Below are 15,853 nucleotides of genomic sequence, written 5' to 3'. Positions count from 1 at the left end.
CTTGAAATTCATAGACAAATATCTGATTATCAGATATAAATATACAAAAAATAACAATTATAACCAAAAAAAATCCGCCTCAAGTTGTGAGACGGATTCATTTTTTTGTTTTCTATCTTTTAAAGTTTCTAAAAAAATCTTTCCAGCGAAGATTTCGGATGAATTTGATTTCTTCTTTACTTAGATTTCGTTGTTCTTTTTGTTTCAGAAAAGAATTGATTGTGATAAAAAACTCTTTTGCAGAACGATTTTTGAAACTGGATTTTGCTGAAGAAATCATTGCTAAAGGCAAACTCAAACCGATATTATAAAAATACTGACCAAGTTTCTCAGCCTTTTGAGATTTGTATTTGTAAGCAGTTGGACGAAGATGTTTTACCCAAAGTTCTTTGATTGTTACAACTTCCCATTTGCTTTTTTTAGCCAATAAAATATCGAGATTATCCCAGCCAAGAACTTCTCGCAAACCGTTCATATCTTCGAAACATTCTTTTCTATAGGCTTTTATCGGACCACGAACGTGATTTTTGGAAGAAAGATTTTCGAAAACCCAATCTTGATTCTTATTGATGAAATCTTTCCAATCTTCGTTTGGATTTCTGAGGTTTTTGATTTCAGGATTTTGTTTGTAATTTTTGATATAAACTAAACCTGAAACAATTCCAGCTTTTGGATTGGTTTCGAAGACTTGATTAATTTTTTCTAAATAATTTTGAGGAAAAACAATATCTGCATCATACTTACAAATCACATCAAAGTCTTTCCAATCAACAGATTCCAAACCACTATTAAAAGTTCTCACGACTTTTGCACCAGGAGAATGTTCAGATTTTTCTAAGTCCCAAATCTTAAATCTTGAATCATGAAACTTGAAATCATTAATAATTTCAGAAGTTCTATCAGTAGAACCATCATTCACAATCACACAAATAAAATCTTGAAAACTCTGATTTTTCAAAGATTCTAGACAAAAAGAAATGTTACTTTCTTCGTTGTGTGATGGAATTATAATAAGGAATTTCAAATTAATTATTAAAACCCGAAAGTTACAGATTTTTATAGAATTTTCTGCTGATTATTGACTCCGTCTATAAAAATTTATTAATTTATTAACTGTAAAGATTCTTAGTAAGAAGCCTATAAGAAGTAATTTTGCATCTGCTAATTTAATGTTATGGATGCAACGATTGGACAAAGCAAAAATTTCTCATATTCCGTTATTTCATACGTCTTTTTCACGTTTATAGGTTATTTCATCATCGGATTATCATTATCTGTTTTACCGATTTTCATTAGCAAAGGTCTTGGATTTAGTATGTTGGTTGCAGGAATTGTGATTAGTTTACAATACATAATGACTTTTTTGATGAGAGCCTATTCCGGTAAAATTATCGATAGCAAAGGTCCTAAACCAGCTGTTTTAGCAAGTATGCTGAGTTTTGCTTTTACAGGAGTGGTATTGATAATGGTTTATTATTTCAGATTCTCTCCTATTATAAGTTTGTTATTTCTAATTATCACGAGACTTTTTACCGGAGGTGCAGAAGGAATGGTTGGCGCAAGCCCAATTAACTGGGCGATTATGACTTTCGGAGAAAAATATACTGCAAAAATCATTTCTTACAACGGTGTTGCTTGTTACGGAGCTTTAGCGTTAGGAGCATCTTTGGGCGTTACGATTGTAAAGAACTTTAATTTTTATGGTTTAGGAATTCTGATTGTTATTTTAGGATTAATCGGGTTTTTCGTGGCAAGAACCAAAGAAAACAGAACCGGAAAACATTCTTCCGAAGAAGAGCAAAAATCCTTTTGGAATGTACTTGGAAAAGTCGCTCCTTTTGGGCTTTGTTTGGCTTTAGGAGGATTAGGATTTGCTACTATTTCTACATTTATTACACTTTATTACGATTATTACCATTGGCAAAATGGCGCAATGTGTTTATCTGTTTTTGGAATTTTGTTTGTTGCCGGAAGATTAGTTTTCAGTAATGCGATTAATCGATTTGGCGGAATCAACGTTGCGATTGCGAGTTTAGCTGTAGAAACCTTGGGCTTGACAATTATTAGCTTGTCTTATCATCCTTATTTTGCATTAATTGGTGCAGGAATCACAGGTTTAGGATTTTCATTAATTTTTCCTGCTTTGGGAGTTATGGCAATGAAAACTGTTCCTTCTTCCAATCAAGGTTCGGCTTTAGCTGGTTATGGATTATTCATCGATATTTCGCTTGGTATAACTGGTCCTTTGATCGGCGGTGTTGCTGATGCTTTTGGATTGCCTTACATTTTCCCTTTCAGTATTGGAATTGTGATGTTAGGTTTAGCCCTAGCTTATTATCTGAAAACGAATCAATCGAAATAATAATTAATTCTACTATTTTCGCATTTTAAATTGATATGCAAAAAGTTCTCAATCTTTTTGATTTCTCTCAAAAAGTAAATTATAAAAACGAAATCTTTGCTGGATTAACTGTTGCAATGACAATGATTCCAGAATCTTTGTCGTTTGCTATTCTTGCTGGATTTTCCCCGTTGACAGGTTTGTACGCCGCTTTCATAATGGGATTGGTAACTGCGATTCTCGGCGGAAGACCAGGATTGATTTCCGGTGGCGCAGGTGCAACTGTTATTGTCTTGATTCCTTTAATGATTTCACACGGTATCGAATATGTTTTTGCAACCGTGGTTTTAGCAGGAATTATCCAAATCATTATCGGAATTTTTAAACTCGGAAAATTTATCAGATTGGTTCCGCAATCGGTGATGTATGGTTTTGTGAATGGATTGGCCATTGTGATTTTTATGTCGCAGATTAATCAGTTTAAGGTTCAAGGAACGGAGAATTGGCTGTCAGGAAATCCACTTTACATAATGATTGGTTTGGTAGCTCTGACGATTTTTATCGTATTAATCTTTCCGAAGTTAACGAAGAAAATTCCGGCTTCTTTGGTAGCGATTGCTGTCACTTTTGCTTTGGTAATGATTTTCGGAATCCAGACTAAAACTGTAAACGACATTGCCAATATTGCCGGAGGTTTCCCGCCATTTCACATTCCGAATGTAGCGTTATCTTTTGAAGTTCTGAAAATCATTTTTCCATTTGCTTTGATAATGTCAACGGTTGGATTAACGGAAGGATTATTGACTTTAAATCTGGTTGACGAAATCACAAATACCAAAGGAAATAGCAACAGAGAATGCGTTGCACAAGGAACTGCTAATATCCTGAACGGTTTCTTTTTCGGAATGGGCGGTTGTCCAATGATTGCTCAGACTTTGGTAAATCTATCAGCTGGAGCAAGAGCCAGATTATCTGGAATTATTGCAGCTATGATTATTCTTTTTATTATACTTTTTGGAGCACCAATTATTGGAAAAATGCCTGTTGCAGCTTTGGTTGGTGTGATGATTATGGTTTCTATTGGAACGTTTGAATGGGCAAGCTTTAAAGCAATTAAAAGATTTCCAAAATCTGATATTTTTGTAATGGTTGTTGTAACTTTGATTACGGTTTTCCTTCACAATCTGGCTTTGGCAGTTTTGATTGGTGTGATTATTTCAGCTTTGGTTTTTGCCTGGGAAAGTGCGAAGAGAATTAGAGCGAGAAAGTTTGTTGATGAAAACGGCGTGAAACATTACGAAATTTTTGGACCATTATTCTTTGGTTCTACAACTGTTTTTGCAGAGAAATTTGATGTGATGAATGACCCAAAAGAAGTTGTAATCGATTTTAAAGAAAGTCGTGTCGTAGATATGTCTGCAATTGACATTCTGAATAAACTGACTGAACGTTATCACAATCAAGGGAAAATTGTTCGTTTAAAACATCTTAGTCCTGATTGCAGAAGATTGATAAAAAATGCGGAGAAGATTGTTGATATTAATATTATCGAAGACCCGGAATATGGCGTTTTGAAGAATTGATATTAATTAGGAATTTTATTTTTTATATGTCTTCGAGAACCTCAGACTGACAATCCAAAATCAGAACTGCTATTTCATTCCGCTAATCGTTTTGTAACCTTCGCCAAAGTCACTTTGTTTCCCACGGTTGTTTTGTAACCTCCACCAAAGTTGTTTTGGTTTCCCACGGTTGTTTTGTAACCTCCACCAAAGTTGTTTTGGTTTCCTACGGTCGTTTTGTAACCTCCGTCAAAGTTGTTTTGGTTTCCTACGGTCGTTTTGTAACCTCCGTCAAAGTTATTTTGGTTTCCTACGGTCGTTTTGTAACCTCCGTCAAAGTCATTTTGTTTCCCACGGTTGTTTTGTAACCTCCACCAAAGTTGTTTTGGTTTCCTACGGTCGTTTTGTAACCTCCGTCAAAGTTATTTTGGTTTCCTACGGTCGTTTTGTGACCTCCGTCAAAGTCATTTTGTTTCCTACGGTTGTTTTGTAACCTCCGCCAAAGTTATTTTGGTTTCCTACGATCGTTTTGTGACCTCCGTCAAAATCATTTGGTTTTCCACCACTGTTTTGAAACCAAAACTTTTTTTCTTTTGAATGAATGTTGATTTGATGATAAATTCCCTAGCCCCGATTGACTCTGTATTTTTTATTTTTTTTATTTGAATCGTCGAAACTTCGTTTTGCAGCGGCATCCTTTTTTGTCTTAACTGGAAAAGTTGTTTGGATAACAAAACTTCTGAGACAAAAAAGATATAGCACTTCGACAAGCTCAGTATAAACTAAAAGCGGGAAATAGCTCCTAAAATAAAGGTTTGAGATAATTCTCTCGCAGATTAAATTGATTTAGCAGATTTTCCATTGAGTTTTCAATCTGCAAAATCTGAGTAATCTGCGAGACTCTCAAATTAATGTTCGAAGATTTTCTTTTATAAAAACTCGATTTTCAAAATCCGATAAAAATCACGATTTTTGCAATCTCAAATTTTATTATGTCTTTACAACAAGAAATCAGCAAAAGAAAAACTTTCGGAATCATCTCCCACCCCGATGCGGGAAAAACCACGCTCACGGAAAAACTCCTGCTTTTTGGAGGGGCGATTCAGGAAGCCGGTGCTGTAAAATCCAACAAAATCAAAAAAGGAGCGACTTCTGACTTTATGGAAATCGAGCGTCAAAGAGGGATTTCTGTGGCGACTTCAGTTTTGGCTTTTGAATATAGAGACCACAAAATCAATATTCTGGATACGCCTGGTCACAAGGATTTTGCGGAAGATACTTACCGAACACTGACTGCGGTTGACTCTGTAATTGTTGTGATAGACGTTGCAAAAGGGGTTGAGGAACAGACAGAAAAACTGGTTCAGGTTTGTAGAATGCGAAACATTCCGATGATTGTTTTCATCAACAAATTGGACCGTGAAGGTAAAGATGCTTTTGATTTGCTGGATGAAGTGGAACAGAAATTAGGTTTGACGGTTTGTCCACTTTCTCTACCGATTGGTATGGGAAGCGACTTTCAAGGGATTTATAATATTTGGGAAAATAACATCCAATTGTTTTTGGAAGAGAAAAAACAGAAAGTTGGTGAATCTCTGAAAATTGATGATATCAACGATTCTCAAATTGATGAATTGGTTGGTGCAAAAGCGGCGACAACTTTGCGTGAAGAATTGGATTTGATTCAGTCGGTTTATCCTGAATTTAATCGTGAAGATTATATGAATGGCGATTTACAGCCGGTTTTCTTTGGTTCTGCTCTTAATAATTTTGGAGTTCGTGAGTTATTGAATGCTTTCATCGATATTGCGCCAATGCCTCAACCAAAAGAAAGTGAGACAAGAATAGTAAAACCTGAAGAACAAAATTTCACGGGATTTGTGTTCAAAATCCACGCAAATATGGACCCGAAACACAGAGACCGTCTGGCGTTTGTGAAAATCGTGTCCGGAACTTTCAAAAGAAATGAAAATTACTTGCTTGTAAGAGAAGGAAAAAAAATGAAGTTCTCCTCTCCTAACGCTTTCTTTGCAGATAAAAAAGAAGTTGTGGACGAGAGTTTCCCAGGCGATATTGTAGGTCTTCACGATACGGGAAGTTTCCGAATTGGTGATACGTTGACTGCGGGCGAAAAACTGAGTTTCAAAGGAATCCCGAGTTTCTCTCCGGAACATTTCCGTTACATCAATAATAATGACCCATTGAAAGCGAAACAATTAGCGAAAGGTATTGACCAGCTAATGGACGAAGGTGTTGCTCAGTTATTTACTCTGGAAATGAACAACAGAAAAATCATCGGAACGGTTGGTGCGCTTCAGTATGAGGTTATCCAATATCGTTTGGAGCACGAATATGGCGCGAAATGTTCTTATGAACCAATTAGTATTCATAAAGCTTGTTGGGTTGAAGCGGATGAAAAATCTGAGGAATTCAAAGAATTTGCGAGATTGAAACAGCGTTTCTTAGCAAGAGACAAATATGACCAATTGGTTTTCTTAGCCGATTCGTCTTTTACGATTCATATGACGCAGGAAAAGTTCCCTAATGTGAAACTGCATTTTATCAGTGAGTTTCAGAATCATTAAAATATATAATCCGCAGAGTTTTCTGCGGATTTTTTTTGATAATTAAGAATTCACACCTTGAAAACAAAGAAACTGCTATTTTTCTTTACAAATCAATATTCAAAACTCTTGTAAATCATTTGTAAAATCAATTTAAATGTTTGATTTTCATTAATTTAAAATATTACAAAAATTATCGGATTCATTTACAAATCATTCTTTCGATTGTTGGATAGCTTTACATCATAAAATTATCCCAATGAAAAAATTAATATTGACCGCCGTTATTTTGAGCACACTTACGATGTGTAAAAAAGCAGAATTAGAACAAGCTAATAATACAATCGCCAGCGCAGATTCTTTGATTGATAAAGCTTCTGAAACTGTAAATAATCTTGATACCAATTCCGTTTTGGATTCCGTCAATCTGAAAGCCAAAGATTTGATTAAAAATAAAGAAGAAATAGAAAAAGCATTTGAGAATAGCAAAGAGAAAATCGATTCTATTTCTGAAAATGTCGAGAAATTCAAAAAAGATATTGAAGAGAAAAAAATCAGTTCTAATATAGATTCGATAAAAAATCAAATCAAAAAAGAAATCCCAAAAGCGACAAAACCTCTTACCAAAGTTATCTACAAAGACAAACCTGCAAAAAAAGAGAATACAGTTCAAGAAGGTTATGTAATGGTAAAAAATGGTTCAGTTGAAATCAATGTTGATAATATCTCCGAAGTCAAACAATCTCTACGAGAAATCATAAGAAAATATGACGGAACTGTCAAAACCGAAAATCTAGTAAGCAATGATGAATTCCAAACGTTTTATTTGACAGCAAAAGTTCCGTTTGAAAAAATCGATTATCTGGTTGAAGACCTTCAAAATCTTGGAATGATTCGGAATAAAAATCTAGAAGTGAAAGGTGAAAATTACAATCCAAATAAATTGGGGAATCTGGAAATCACCCTTTATGATAATCATCTGAAACCTCAGGAAAACAAAAAAGATAAGACTTTCGGAGAAAAATCTTCAGACGCCATTTCATCTGGCTGGAATGTTATTGGAAGTATTTTGTTATTCCTTCTACTCTTTTGGCCAGTGTTTCTGATTGCAGGAATTGGTTATTATTTTTACAAAAAGAAAAATCAGGACAAGAATCAAAAACCTTCTAAAGATGATAATCAAAGCGATAACTTATAATTTTAATCGCAAAGGCATAAAGTTTTTAAAATTCAATCTAATGATTTAAGGCACAACGATTTTAAATTCGTTAAAATTGTTTTGAATCTTGCAAAAAATAAAAGACGCTGAAATTTAGCGTCTTTTTTATGATTGAAAAATTTGATTTTAGTTCATCAAGCTTTTGCTTAAATTAAGCGCATCTTGATTGGTACTATCATATTGCAGAGATTTTGCAATGTATTGTTTCGCTTTTTCAGGATTTGTGTCTTTATCTACAAATGCGATGAAAAAATAGGCGTAAGCTAGATTCTGCTTATTAGCTTCTACCTCCTCCGGTTTTACTTTTGCGATATATTGGTCGTAAGCCGCTTTTGCTCCTTCATTATTTTTTGCAGATTGATTAGCATATCCTATACTATAATAAGCTGGCGCCCAATCTGGAATTATGGTTGTAACCTGATTCCAAGTTGCAATGGCAGATGTGTAATCTTGAGCATTTTGGTACTCTGTCGCAAGAGCTACAAGAGATTGCGTATCTTGTGGATTGGTAGCAATTTTTTGTTTAAGAGCATCTATTTGCGGATTAACTGCTTGACTTTGAGTTGTTGTTGGTGTTTGTATTTCCGTAGTTGTTTGGGCATTTGCATAACCGACTGTTACTAATGATAATCCAAACAATAGACTTTTAATTTTCAATTCCGTTTTCATAATCTTTTATTTAAAGTTAAAATCTTAAAGGCAAGTACAATTCCATAAAGGTCAAAAATTTTCAAACTTTAATTTTTTTTTGATTTTTTTAAGAATAAATAAATAAGATTTAAGACAATTTAAAGCACTTGTTTGAATTTTATTGTATTTATATTATTTACCTTTTATTAAATAAGAATGTAATTATATTTTTTCTTGATAGAAATAGATTTTGGCACAATTACAGCTATATAAAGAACTGTTAGAACAATTTTGATTCTGAAAACACATTGAAGAGTTATTCTGGTGACATTAATGGATTCAAAAAATGAATTTATGACAACGAAGTCTAAAGAATAAAATCAGTTACGGATGAACCAGTTTGGGAAGGTAAAGAAAATGGAAAAAGTCCAGAAAGCATTATCAGCACCCTTGTTGGTTCACCTTAACCGATATGCAAAAACTTACTCTAAGTCAGCCATATCCAAGAAAATCTGCACGTATTCTTATTATTAATATAGAGAAGCAAATAAGTAAAATTTGTAAATCAATTAGTATAGTGACTGGAAGCATAACTTATCAAGAAAAAATTGAGCTTATTAAAATTCTGGACAAATTAAACAAATTCCATAATCCTATTTGATCCAAGAATATAGACTGTTCTATTCTTACAGATAATGTTTATGAATAATATTCTTTCGACAAAGATAAACGCTAAAGCGAAACAACGATTATAGATTATTGATTTTCAAGCTAAACAAATTTTCAAGAAGTTTCCTATAACTTGTGAAAAAAAATACGAGCATCGAAAGTTCCAAACAGACTTAGTACACAATTATGACGTTTTTCAGGAAATGAATTATTTGTTAACAATCTATTTTGGTAATTCAGGAAAAGCTCTATTTTTAGAAAAACAAAAATAATGTCATATTACCCGTTAACAAGCATACCAGATTACTACTCCATAGACGCTCTTTTGACCGAAGAACACAAGCTTATCCGCGATTCTGTAAGAAGTTGGGTGGAGAGTTTTGTAATGCCTAAGATTGATGAAGCAGCGCAGAATCATACAGACATCCCTGGATTGATGAAAGAATTGGGAAATATCGGTGCACTTGGCCCTTACATTCCGGAAGAATATGGAGGTCCAGGACTTGACCAAATCTCTTACGGGCTCATAATGCAGGAATTGGAAAGAGGAGATTCGGCGGTGCGTTCTGCGGCTTCTGTTCAGTCTTCTTTGGTGATGTTTCCTATTTTCGAGTATGGTTCTGAGGAGCAAAAAAGAAAATATCTTCCGAAGTTGGCTTCCGGTGATATGATTGGATGTTTTGGTTTGACAGAGCCTAACCACGGTTCCGACCCTTCTTCTATGGAATCCAAGTTTACGGACCAAGGAGACCATTATCTTTTGAATGGTGCCAAGATGTGGATTACCAATTCCCCTGTTGCTAACATCGCTGTAGTCTGGGCAAAAGGCGAAGACGGAAAAGTACGCGGAATGATTCTGGAACGCGGAATGGAAGGTTTTACAACACCTACGACTCATAACAAATGGAGTCTTCGTGCATCAAAAACCGGAGAATTGGTTTTCAATAATGTGAAAGTTCCGAAAGAAAATCTTCTTCCTAATATTGAAGGACTGAAAGGGCCTTTGTCTTGTCTTAACTCTGCGAGATATGGGATTTCGTGGGGTGTAATCGGTGCTGCAATGGACTGTTATTGTACGGCTGTTCAATATACCAAAGAGAGAAAACAATTTGGAAAACCGATTGCTTCTTTCCAGCTTCAACAAAAGAAATTAGCTGAATTCTTAACGGAAATTACCAAAGCGCAATTGCTTTGCCTTCAGTTAGGAAATCTCAAGAATGCGCATAAAGCTTCGCCTGCACAAATCTCTATGGCGAAAAGAAACAACGTCAAAATGGCAATCGACATAGCTAGAGAATCCCGTCAAATGCTTGGCGGAATGGGAATAATGGGAGAATTCCCGATGATGCGCCACGCTGCCAATTTGGAATCTGTGATTACTTACGAAGGAACGCACGACATTCATCTTTTGATTACAGGAATGGATATTACCGGCATCAATGCCTTTGGATAAGACCAAATCAATCTTATATATTTTTAACAAAAACCTGCGGAATATTTTCGTAGGTTTTTTCGTTTGAAATTTATTAATACTTCGAGAGCCTCAGGATAATAATGTTTTAATTAGAAGACCACAATGTTAGGCAGAGGCTCTCGATACCTTTACAAAAAGAAAAATCAATAATCAATTTTCAGATGAAAAAATACTTTGCCATTCTACTCTTTGTTTCTGTTACAATCTTTGGACAAAATTTTCAAACCCAACTTTCCAATGCTGCGATTAATCTCACTAAAGACAAAGTGGTTTACGACCCAACTTATTTCGTTTTGAAATATCCAAACGGTGATGTTCCGGAAGGAAAAGGTGTTTGCACAGATGTTGTCATCAGAGCTTATCGAGCTTTAGGAATCGATTTGCAGAAGGAAGTTCACGAAGATATGGCGAAGAATTTCTCCAAATATCCAAAGAAATGGGGACTGAAAAGACCAGACAAAAACATAGACCATCGTAGAGTTCCAAACCTACAAGTTTTTTTTGCGAAATTCGGGAAAGTAAAACCAATTACGAATGATGGGAAAGACTATGTTCCTGGCGATATCGTCACTTGGGATTTGCCTAAAAACCTGACACATATCGGAATTGTTGTCAATAAAAAATCAGCTGATGGAAAACGTTATTTGATTTCTCATAATATCGGTGCGGGACAAGTTTTGGAGGATTGTCTTTTCAGTTGGACGATTACTGGACATTATCAATATCAGAAATAGAATTTATTTTAAGTAAATTTGAGGCATTATGAAAAGGATTTTCCAATTATTATTTTTGAGTTTTTGTCTAACATCTCAAGCCCAAAACCTTAAAATCATTCAAAAACCAATTGATTATTCTAAGGAAAGAATGAAACTGAGTCTGGATTATATGAAAGAACATCATGATCTAATTCAGAAAACTCCGAATATCACACCAAAAATCATTGTTTTGCATTACACAGCTGGTGGAACGATTGAGTCTAATTTTAGGTATTTTAATAATTTATATTTAGAAAATCAAAGAGCAACACTCAAAAAACAAAGTTCTCTGAATGTTTCTGCTCATTTTCTGGTGGATAGAGACGGAACGGTTTACCAATTGGTTGACCCAGAATTGTTTGCAAGACATACAATTGGATTGAATTATTGCGCCATCGGTATAGAAAATATCGGAAGTAAATCTCAACCTTTGACTGATAAGCAAGTTGAAGCCAATGCAGAATTAGTCAAATATCTTGCGAAAAAATATCCAATAGAATATCTTATCGGACATTCGGAATATGGTGTTTTTAGAAACTCAAAACTTTGGAAAGAAACGAATCCGAAATATTACACAGGCAAAGAAGACCCAGGTTCTGATTTTATGAGAAAGGTTAGAGAAAAATTAATTGATTTGAAGTTGAAAAGTCAACCATAAAAAAAGACTGAAAAATTTCAGTCTTTTAATTTATAACATTTTCAAGTTGTTCACTTCTTGTTCCGTAAGGATTCTCCAATGACCTCGTTTGATGTTTTTCTTCGTCAATCCGGCAAACATAACTCTGTCAAGTGCTTCAACTTCGTAACCTAGTTTTTGGAAGATTCTTCTGATGACTCTGTTCCAGCCGATATGAATTTCAATTCCTACTTCGTTCTTAGGTTTTCCTTCGATGAAAGAGATATTATCAACTTCTGCAACGCCTTCCTCCAAACGGATTCCTTCGCCAATCAATCTCAAATCATCGTTAGTCAGTTTTCTATCTAGCGTCACATGATAGATTTTTTTCATATTGAAAGATGGGTGCGTCAACTTCTTCGTCATATGACCATCGTTTGTCAAAAGAATAACACCTGTCGTTTGTCTGTCCAATCTTCCAACTGGGAAAATTCTGTATGGAGAAGCATTCGCCGTCAAATCCATAACCGTTTTTCTGGCTTTATCATCTTTGGTTGTCGAGATGTAGCCTTTTGGTTTGTTCAATAGAACATAAACAGGTTTTTCCGGCGTGATATTTTGTCCGTCAAAAACAACTCTATCAGTTTTCTGAACCTGATAACCCATTTCGGTTACCACTTTTCCATTCACTTCCACAAGACCTTGCGTAATGAGTTCATCCGCTTCTCTTCTACTGCAAATACCAGAATTCGCAATATATTTGTTAAGTCTGATGCTGTCTTTGAAAACCTCTTTGCTTATTTTCTCGAATCTTCTTCTTTGAATAAAAGATTTCGTTTTGTCTTCGTCTTTTTCGGCTCTGCTAAAAGGTTTTTTCGGTCCAAATTTTCTCTCGCCGTTTTCGTATTTGTCTCGGCTGTCAAATCTGTCCGCACCTCTTTTGGTTTTAGGTCCACGAGAGTTCCCAGTAGGTCTTCCACCTCTGTTATCGCTGGAGCTACGGGAGTTTCCGGAAGGTCTGCCACCTCCAGAAGTTCTTGGTTTTCTATTTCTACCTGATTGATTGCCGTCTCCGCTCATTCTATAAAATTTTTGCAAAGATAGTGATTTAGTTAAGAGTTACGAATTCTTAGCTAATATTTAATAAATTTTGAGAATGATTTAATTTATTCAAACATTTCTGCCAAGCGAACTTTTTTGATTTCATCAACATGATAAAGTTCATTAATTGATTTTGTAACATCTAATTTTGGATAAAGATTCACGCCAATCAATTTGATTTTGCCTTCTTCTACCCAACTTTGTTCTTTCACAGCTTGTTCAAAAATCATTTTTTGGATTTCACCTGATTTCAGTAATTCAAGATAACCTCCTTTTTCTTCGATTTCAAGGAATAATTTCCAAGATTTCTCAGCGAATTGATGTGTAATATCTTCCACGAAAAAACTTCCTGAAGTTGCATCTTCAAAAACATTAATGACACTTTCATAAGCTAAAACAATCTGTTGTTTGAAAGAGATTTCTTTTGAAAGTTCTGAAGAATTATCGAATTTATAATCATTAGAAAAAACCGCATCAGCTCCGCCAATCATTGCAGAAGCTAATTCCAGAGTTGAACGAATCAGATTGTTGTCTGCATCATTTTTAGCCTTGTTTCTAAATGAAGTTTCAGCGAAAATATAGGGAACTAAATCTTTTTCAAATTCCTTAGACAATTGATTGAACAGATATTTGAAAGCTCTGATTTTAGCAATTTCGAAAAAATAATTAGAACCAATTGCAAATCGGAAAACCAATTTTTCTAGAATTTCAGAACCGAATTTCTCTGTTAATTCTTTAGATTTCGCTAATGCAAAAGCCAATTGCTGAATGATAGAAGCACCAGCATTTTGGTGCAAACTAACATCAACACAAATTTGTCTTTCAAAAGATTTTGATAATAATTCTCCAGCCAATTGCTCATTGATTTCAGCTTTCTTATCATCAGAAAAAACATCAATCAAAGAAAAATAACGATTGCTTTCGTCAGTTAAAATATGTTCAGCTAAATCCGGATTATTGATGAAAATTGCTTTTTCTTCCAAGCCTTCCACATTCTCACTCAATAGAAAAGCGAAAGCCTGTTCTTCCAAACCAACTTGATATTCTGCAACAAGATGTGTGCTTTCTTCAACTTTAGGGAGAATTTTTGTCTCAAGATTATTTTGATAATATGGTTTTACATGGATATTTTCCAGATTCTCTTTAGAAAGAATTTCATAAATATTGTCTGTTTTGAGTTGCTTTTTTACAAGCTGTTCCCAATCTTCCAATGTATTTTCTATGAAACTCATTTTGTTTATTTTTTTGCAATTTTAGAACTGTCAACTACCAATATGAAAATCTCTTCGTTCGGTTTTTTCATAAAGTAATTTTCACGTGCATATTTCTCTTTCTCTTGTTTGTTATTCATAAGCTTGCGAAAGAATCTGTCATTCTTTTCGTACTCAGTCTTATAAAAATTAAGTTGATTTTCGTAACGTGTGATTTCGCCGTTTAGTTCATTTATAACTAAAAAAGATGTACTGTCAAAAAATATCATCCACACCAAAAATCCTGTAAGCGTTAAAACATACTTATTGAAAACATAAGTTTTAAAGAACTTGATTGTCGGCGATTTTTTTTTGATATCCTTAATTAGTTCTTTCATAGTTAATGAACTTTTTTAAGCGAATTATTAATTACAGTCGTTAAGAAATCGATAGCTACAGAATTCTGTTTCATATTGGGAACAATAAGATCTGCTTCATTTTTGGAAGGCTCAATAAATTCCTGATGCATCGGCTTCAAAGTCGTCTGATATCTGTGTAAAACTTCCTGCAAATCACGTCCTCTTTCTTGTGTATCTCTACGAATTCTTCGGATTAATCTCTCGTCCGAATCTGCGTGAACAAACACTTTTAAATCAAACTCCTTTAGTAATTCTTTGCTTGTTAAAACCAAAATTCCTTCTACAATCAACACATTTCTTGGTTCCACAGTAATATGGTCGCCAGTTCTGGAATGCGTCACGAAAGAATATATCGGCTGTTCTATACTCTGATGATTTTTAAGGGCTTTAACGTGTTGCAACATCAAGTCAAAATCGATTGATTTTGGGTGATCGTAATTAAGAACTTCTCTTTCTGACAAAGTCAAATTAGGATTGTCGTGGTAATAATTATCTTGAGAAAGTACGTTAACGCCTTCTAAGTTAAGTTGTTGAAGAATTTTATTAACAACAGTTGTTTTTCCGGAACCTGTTCCTCCGGCTATACCAATCACGAGCATCTTTACATTTTTTACAAAAATAGTATAATTTTTTTTCGGATTCAAATAAAAATCAATTATGAAAAATCGTCCAAAACTAATTATCACATCTATTCTTCCGGCGAAATTCCCAAAACGTAATAAAAAACGGCCAAAACCCTGGCAAAAAATTCTCGGGTATGATTGCGGTAGAAACTTTCATTTTTACTTACATCCTGAGCATCGTAACCCAACGCATTCATCCCATTATTTCTGGCAAAGAACAATGCACGAAGATTATGAAAACCTTGTGAAACGATAATCACATTTTTTTCACCATAAACATTTTTACAACGCAAAATACTTTTATGGGTATTGAATCCTTTGGGGTCTTCAATAATAATATTTTCCGGAACGCCTTCTGTGTAAACCAAAAAACGTTTCATCGCGGCAGGCTCATCATAATTTTCGCTTTTTTCGCCACTCACAATAATTTTTTTGACTTTTCCATGATGATAAAGTGTTCCTACAGCATCCATCCTTGCCGTAAAATATGGGTTGGCAACACCGGAACGCATCTTGGGAGAAGTTCCCAAAACCAGCGCACAATCTCTTGAAGGGACTTTACTGATTTTATTATAAGTTCTCCCACTTGTTAGGGCTACCACCCAGACGTTGGCTAAAATCAACAGCAAAACCCCGAGTTCCAAAAGCCCGAAAATTATTCTGAAAAAGTTAGTTATTGCCCGAATCATT

The 15,853-nt window shown here is 34.6% G+C and carries 14 protein-coding genes; 7 read left to right on the top strand and 7 right to left on the bottom strand.

Annotation, left to right across the window (positions count from 1 at the left end):
- Nucleotides 1–112: 112 nt before the first annotated feature.
- Nucleotides 113–1,024, bottom strand: a complete 912-nt coding sequence (locus tag DRF58_RS05810; RefSeq protein ID WP_116033787.1) for a glycosyltransferase family 2 protein — start codon at nt 1,022–1,024, stop codon at nt 113–115.
- 150 nt (nt 1,025–1,174) lie between these two features.
- Between DRF58_RS05810 and DRF58_RS05805 the strand changes: the two genes are divergently transcribed.
- The 4 genes from DRF58_RS05805 (at nt 1,175) to DRF58_RS05785 (ending at nt 7,665) form a co-directional block, all read left to right on the top strand.
- Nucleotides 1,175–2,362 carry an MFS transporter gene (locus DRF58_RS05805; protein ID WP_116033786.1) on the top strand — a complete coding sequence of 396 codons (1,188 nt, stop codon included), beginning with the start codon at nt 1,175–1,177 and terminating at the stop codon, nt 2,360–2,362.
- Nucleotides 2,363–2,397: 35 nt separating this feature from the next.
- The gene (locus DRF58_RS05800; protein ID WP_116033784.1) at nt 2,398–3,924 is read left to right on the top strand and encodes a SulP family inorganic anion transporter; all 1,527 of its coding nucleotides are present in this window, start codon (nt 2,398–2,400) and stop codon (nt 3,922–3,924) included.
- A gap of 971 nt (nt 3,925–4,895) precedes the next feature.
- Complete coding sequence (locus DRF58_RS05790; protein WP_116033781.1) at nt 4,896–6,488, top strand: peptide chain release factor 3; 1,593 nt, start codon at nt 4,896–4,898, stop codon at nt 6,486–6,488.
- A gap of 238 nt (nt 6,489–6,726) precedes the next feature.
- Entirely contained in the window at nt 6,727–7,665 is a 939-nt protein-coding gene (locus DRF58_RS05785; RefSeq protein ID WP_116033779.1) for a DUF4349 domain-containing protein, read from the top strand.
- A 147-nt stretch (nt 7,666–7,812) separates the two neighbouring features.
- Here the strand turns inward: DRF58_RS05785 and DRF58_RS05780 are convergent, their stop codons facing one another.
- Nucleotides 7,813–8,355, bottom strand: a complete 543-nt coding sequence (locus DRF58_RS05780) for a hypothetical protein (RefSeq protein ID WP_116033777.1) — start codon at nt 8,353–8,355, stop codon at nt 7,813–7,815.
- A gap of 901 nt (nt 8,356–9,256) precedes the next feature.
- On the opposite strand from DRF58_RS05780, the gene DRF58_RS05770 reads away from it, so the two are divergent.
- The 3 genes from DRF58_RS05770 (at nt 9,257) to DRF58_RS05760 (ending at nt 11,872) form a co-directional block, all read left to right on the top strand.
- On the top strand, nt 9,257–10,438 hold the full coding sequence (locus DRF58_RS05770; RefSeq protein ID WP_116033775.1) for an acyl-CoA dehydrogenase family protein: 1,182 nt from the start codon (nt 9,257–9,259) through the stop codon (nt 10,436–10,438).
- A gap of 182 nt (nt 10,439–10,620) precedes the next feature.
- On the top strand, nt 10,621–11,193 hold the full coding sequence (locus tag DRF58_RS05765) for a DUF1287 domain-containing protein (protein WP_116033774.1): 573 nt from the start codon (nt 10,621–10,623) through the stop codon (nt 11,191–11,193).
- A gap of 28 nt (nt 11,194–11,221) precedes the next feature.
- Nucleotides 11,222–11,872 (top strand): peptidoglycan recognition protein family protein, encoded by a 651-nt coding sequence (locus DRF58_RS05760; protein WP_116033772.1) that lies wholly within the window; start codon nt 11,222–11,224, stop codon nt 11,870–11,872.
- A 30-nt stretch (nt 11,873–11,902) separates the two neighbouring features.
- Here the strand turns inward: DRF58_RS05760 and DRF58_RS05755 are convergent, their stop codons facing one another.
- The 5 genes from DRF58_RS05755 to DRF58_RS05735 form a co-directional block, all read right to left on the bottom strand.
- Nucleotides 11,903–12,910, bottom strand: a complete 1,008-nt coding sequence (locus DRF58_RS05755; protein ID WP_116033770.1) for a pseudouridine synthase — start codon at nt 12,908–12,910, stop codon at nt 11,903–11,905.
- Between the two features lie 86 nt (nt 12,911–12,996).
- On the bottom strand, nt 12,997–14,163 hold the full coding sequence (locus DRF58_RS05750) for a methylmalonyl-CoA mutase family protein (protein ID WP_116033769.1): 1,167 nt from the start codon (nt 14,161–14,163) through the stop codon (nt 12,997–12,999).
- 5 nt (nt 14,164–14,168) lie between these two features.
- Nucleotides 14,169–14,519 (bottom strand): FtsB family cell division protein, encoded by a 351-nt coding sequence (locus DRF58_RS05745; RefSeq protein WP_089769136.1) that lies wholly within the window; start codon nt 14,517–14,519, stop codon nt 14,169–14,171.
- Between the two features lie 2 nt (nt 14,520–14,521).
- Nucleotides 14,522–15,139, bottom strand: a complete 618-nt coding sequence (udk, locus tag DRF58_RS05740) for a uridine kinase (protein WP_089769135.1) — start codon at nt 15,137–15,139, stop codon at nt 14,522–14,524.
- 89 nt (nt 15,140–15,228) lie between these two features.
- Nucleotides 15,229–15,852: a SanA/YdcF family protein gene (locus DRF58_RS05735; protein ID WP_089769131.1), complete on the bottom strand. Its 624-nt coding sequence runs from the start codon at nt 15,850–15,852 to the stop codon at nt 15,229–15,231.
- Nucleotide 15,853: the final 1 nt, after the last annotated feature.

Origin of the sequence: Epilithonimonas hispanica (assembly GCF_003385395.1) — a bacterium.
Classification (GTDB): domain Bacteria; phylum Bacteroidota; class Bacteroidia; order Flavobacteriales; family Weeksellaceae; genus Epilithonimonas; species Epilithonimonas hispanica.
Note: the sequence above shows the minus strand (reverse complement) of the source record. Positions and strands in the feature narration are given on the sequence as shown.

Bases quoted from the DNA above. Each gene is read 5' to 3' on its own strand.
- DRF58_RS05805 (WP_116033786.1), top strand. From the start codon at position 1,175: ATGGATGCAACGATTGGACAAAGCAAAAATTTCTCATATTCCGTTATT.
- DRF58_RS05800 (WP_116033784.1), top strand. From the start codon at position 2,398: ATGCAAAAAGTTCTCAATCTTTTTGATTTCTCTCAAAAAGTAAATTAT.
- DRF58_RS05790 (WP_116033781.1), top strand. From the start codon at position 4,896: ATGTCTTTACAACAAGAAATCAGCAAAAGAAAAACTTTCGGAATCATC.
- DRF58_RS05785 (WP_116033779.1), top strand. From the start codon at position 6,727: ATGAAAAAATTAATATTGACCGCCGTTATTTTGAGCACACTTACGATG.
- DRF58_RS05780 (WP_116033777.1), bottom strand. From the start codon at position 8,355: ATGAAAACGGAATTGAAAATTAAAAGTCTATTGTTTGGATTATCATTA.
- DRF58_RS05770 (WP_116033775.1), top strand. From the start codon at position 9,257: ATGTCATATTACCCGTTAACAAGCATACCAGATTACTACTCCATAGAC.
- DRF58_RS05765 (WP_116033774.1), top strand. From the start codon at position 10,621: ATGAAAAAATACTTTGCCATTCTACTCTTTGTTTCTGTTACAATCTTT.
- DRF58_RS05760 (WP_116033772.1), top strand. From the start codon at position 11,222: ATGAAAAGGATTTTCCAATTATTATTTTTGAGTTTTTGTCTAACATCT.
- DRF58_RS05755 (WP_116033770.1), bottom strand. From the start codon at position 12,910: ATGAGCGGAGACGGCAATCAATCAGGTAGAAATAGAAAACCAAGAACT.
- DRF58_RS05750 (WP_116033769.1), bottom strand. From the start codon at position 14,163: ATGAGTTTCATAGAAAATACATTGGAAGATTGGGAACAGCTTGTAAAA.
- DRF58_RS05745 (WP_089769136.1), bottom strand. From the start codon at position 14,519: ATGAAAGAACTAATTAAGGATATCAAAAAAAAATCGCCGACAATCAAG.
- udk (WP_089769135.1), bottom strand. From the start codon at position 15,139: ATGCTCGTGATTGGTATAGCCGGAGGAACAGGTTCCGGAAAAACAACT.
- DRF58_RS05735 (WP_089769131.1), bottom strand. From the start codon at position 15,852: ATGATTCGGGCAATAACTAACTTTTTCAGAATAATTTTCGGGCTTTTG.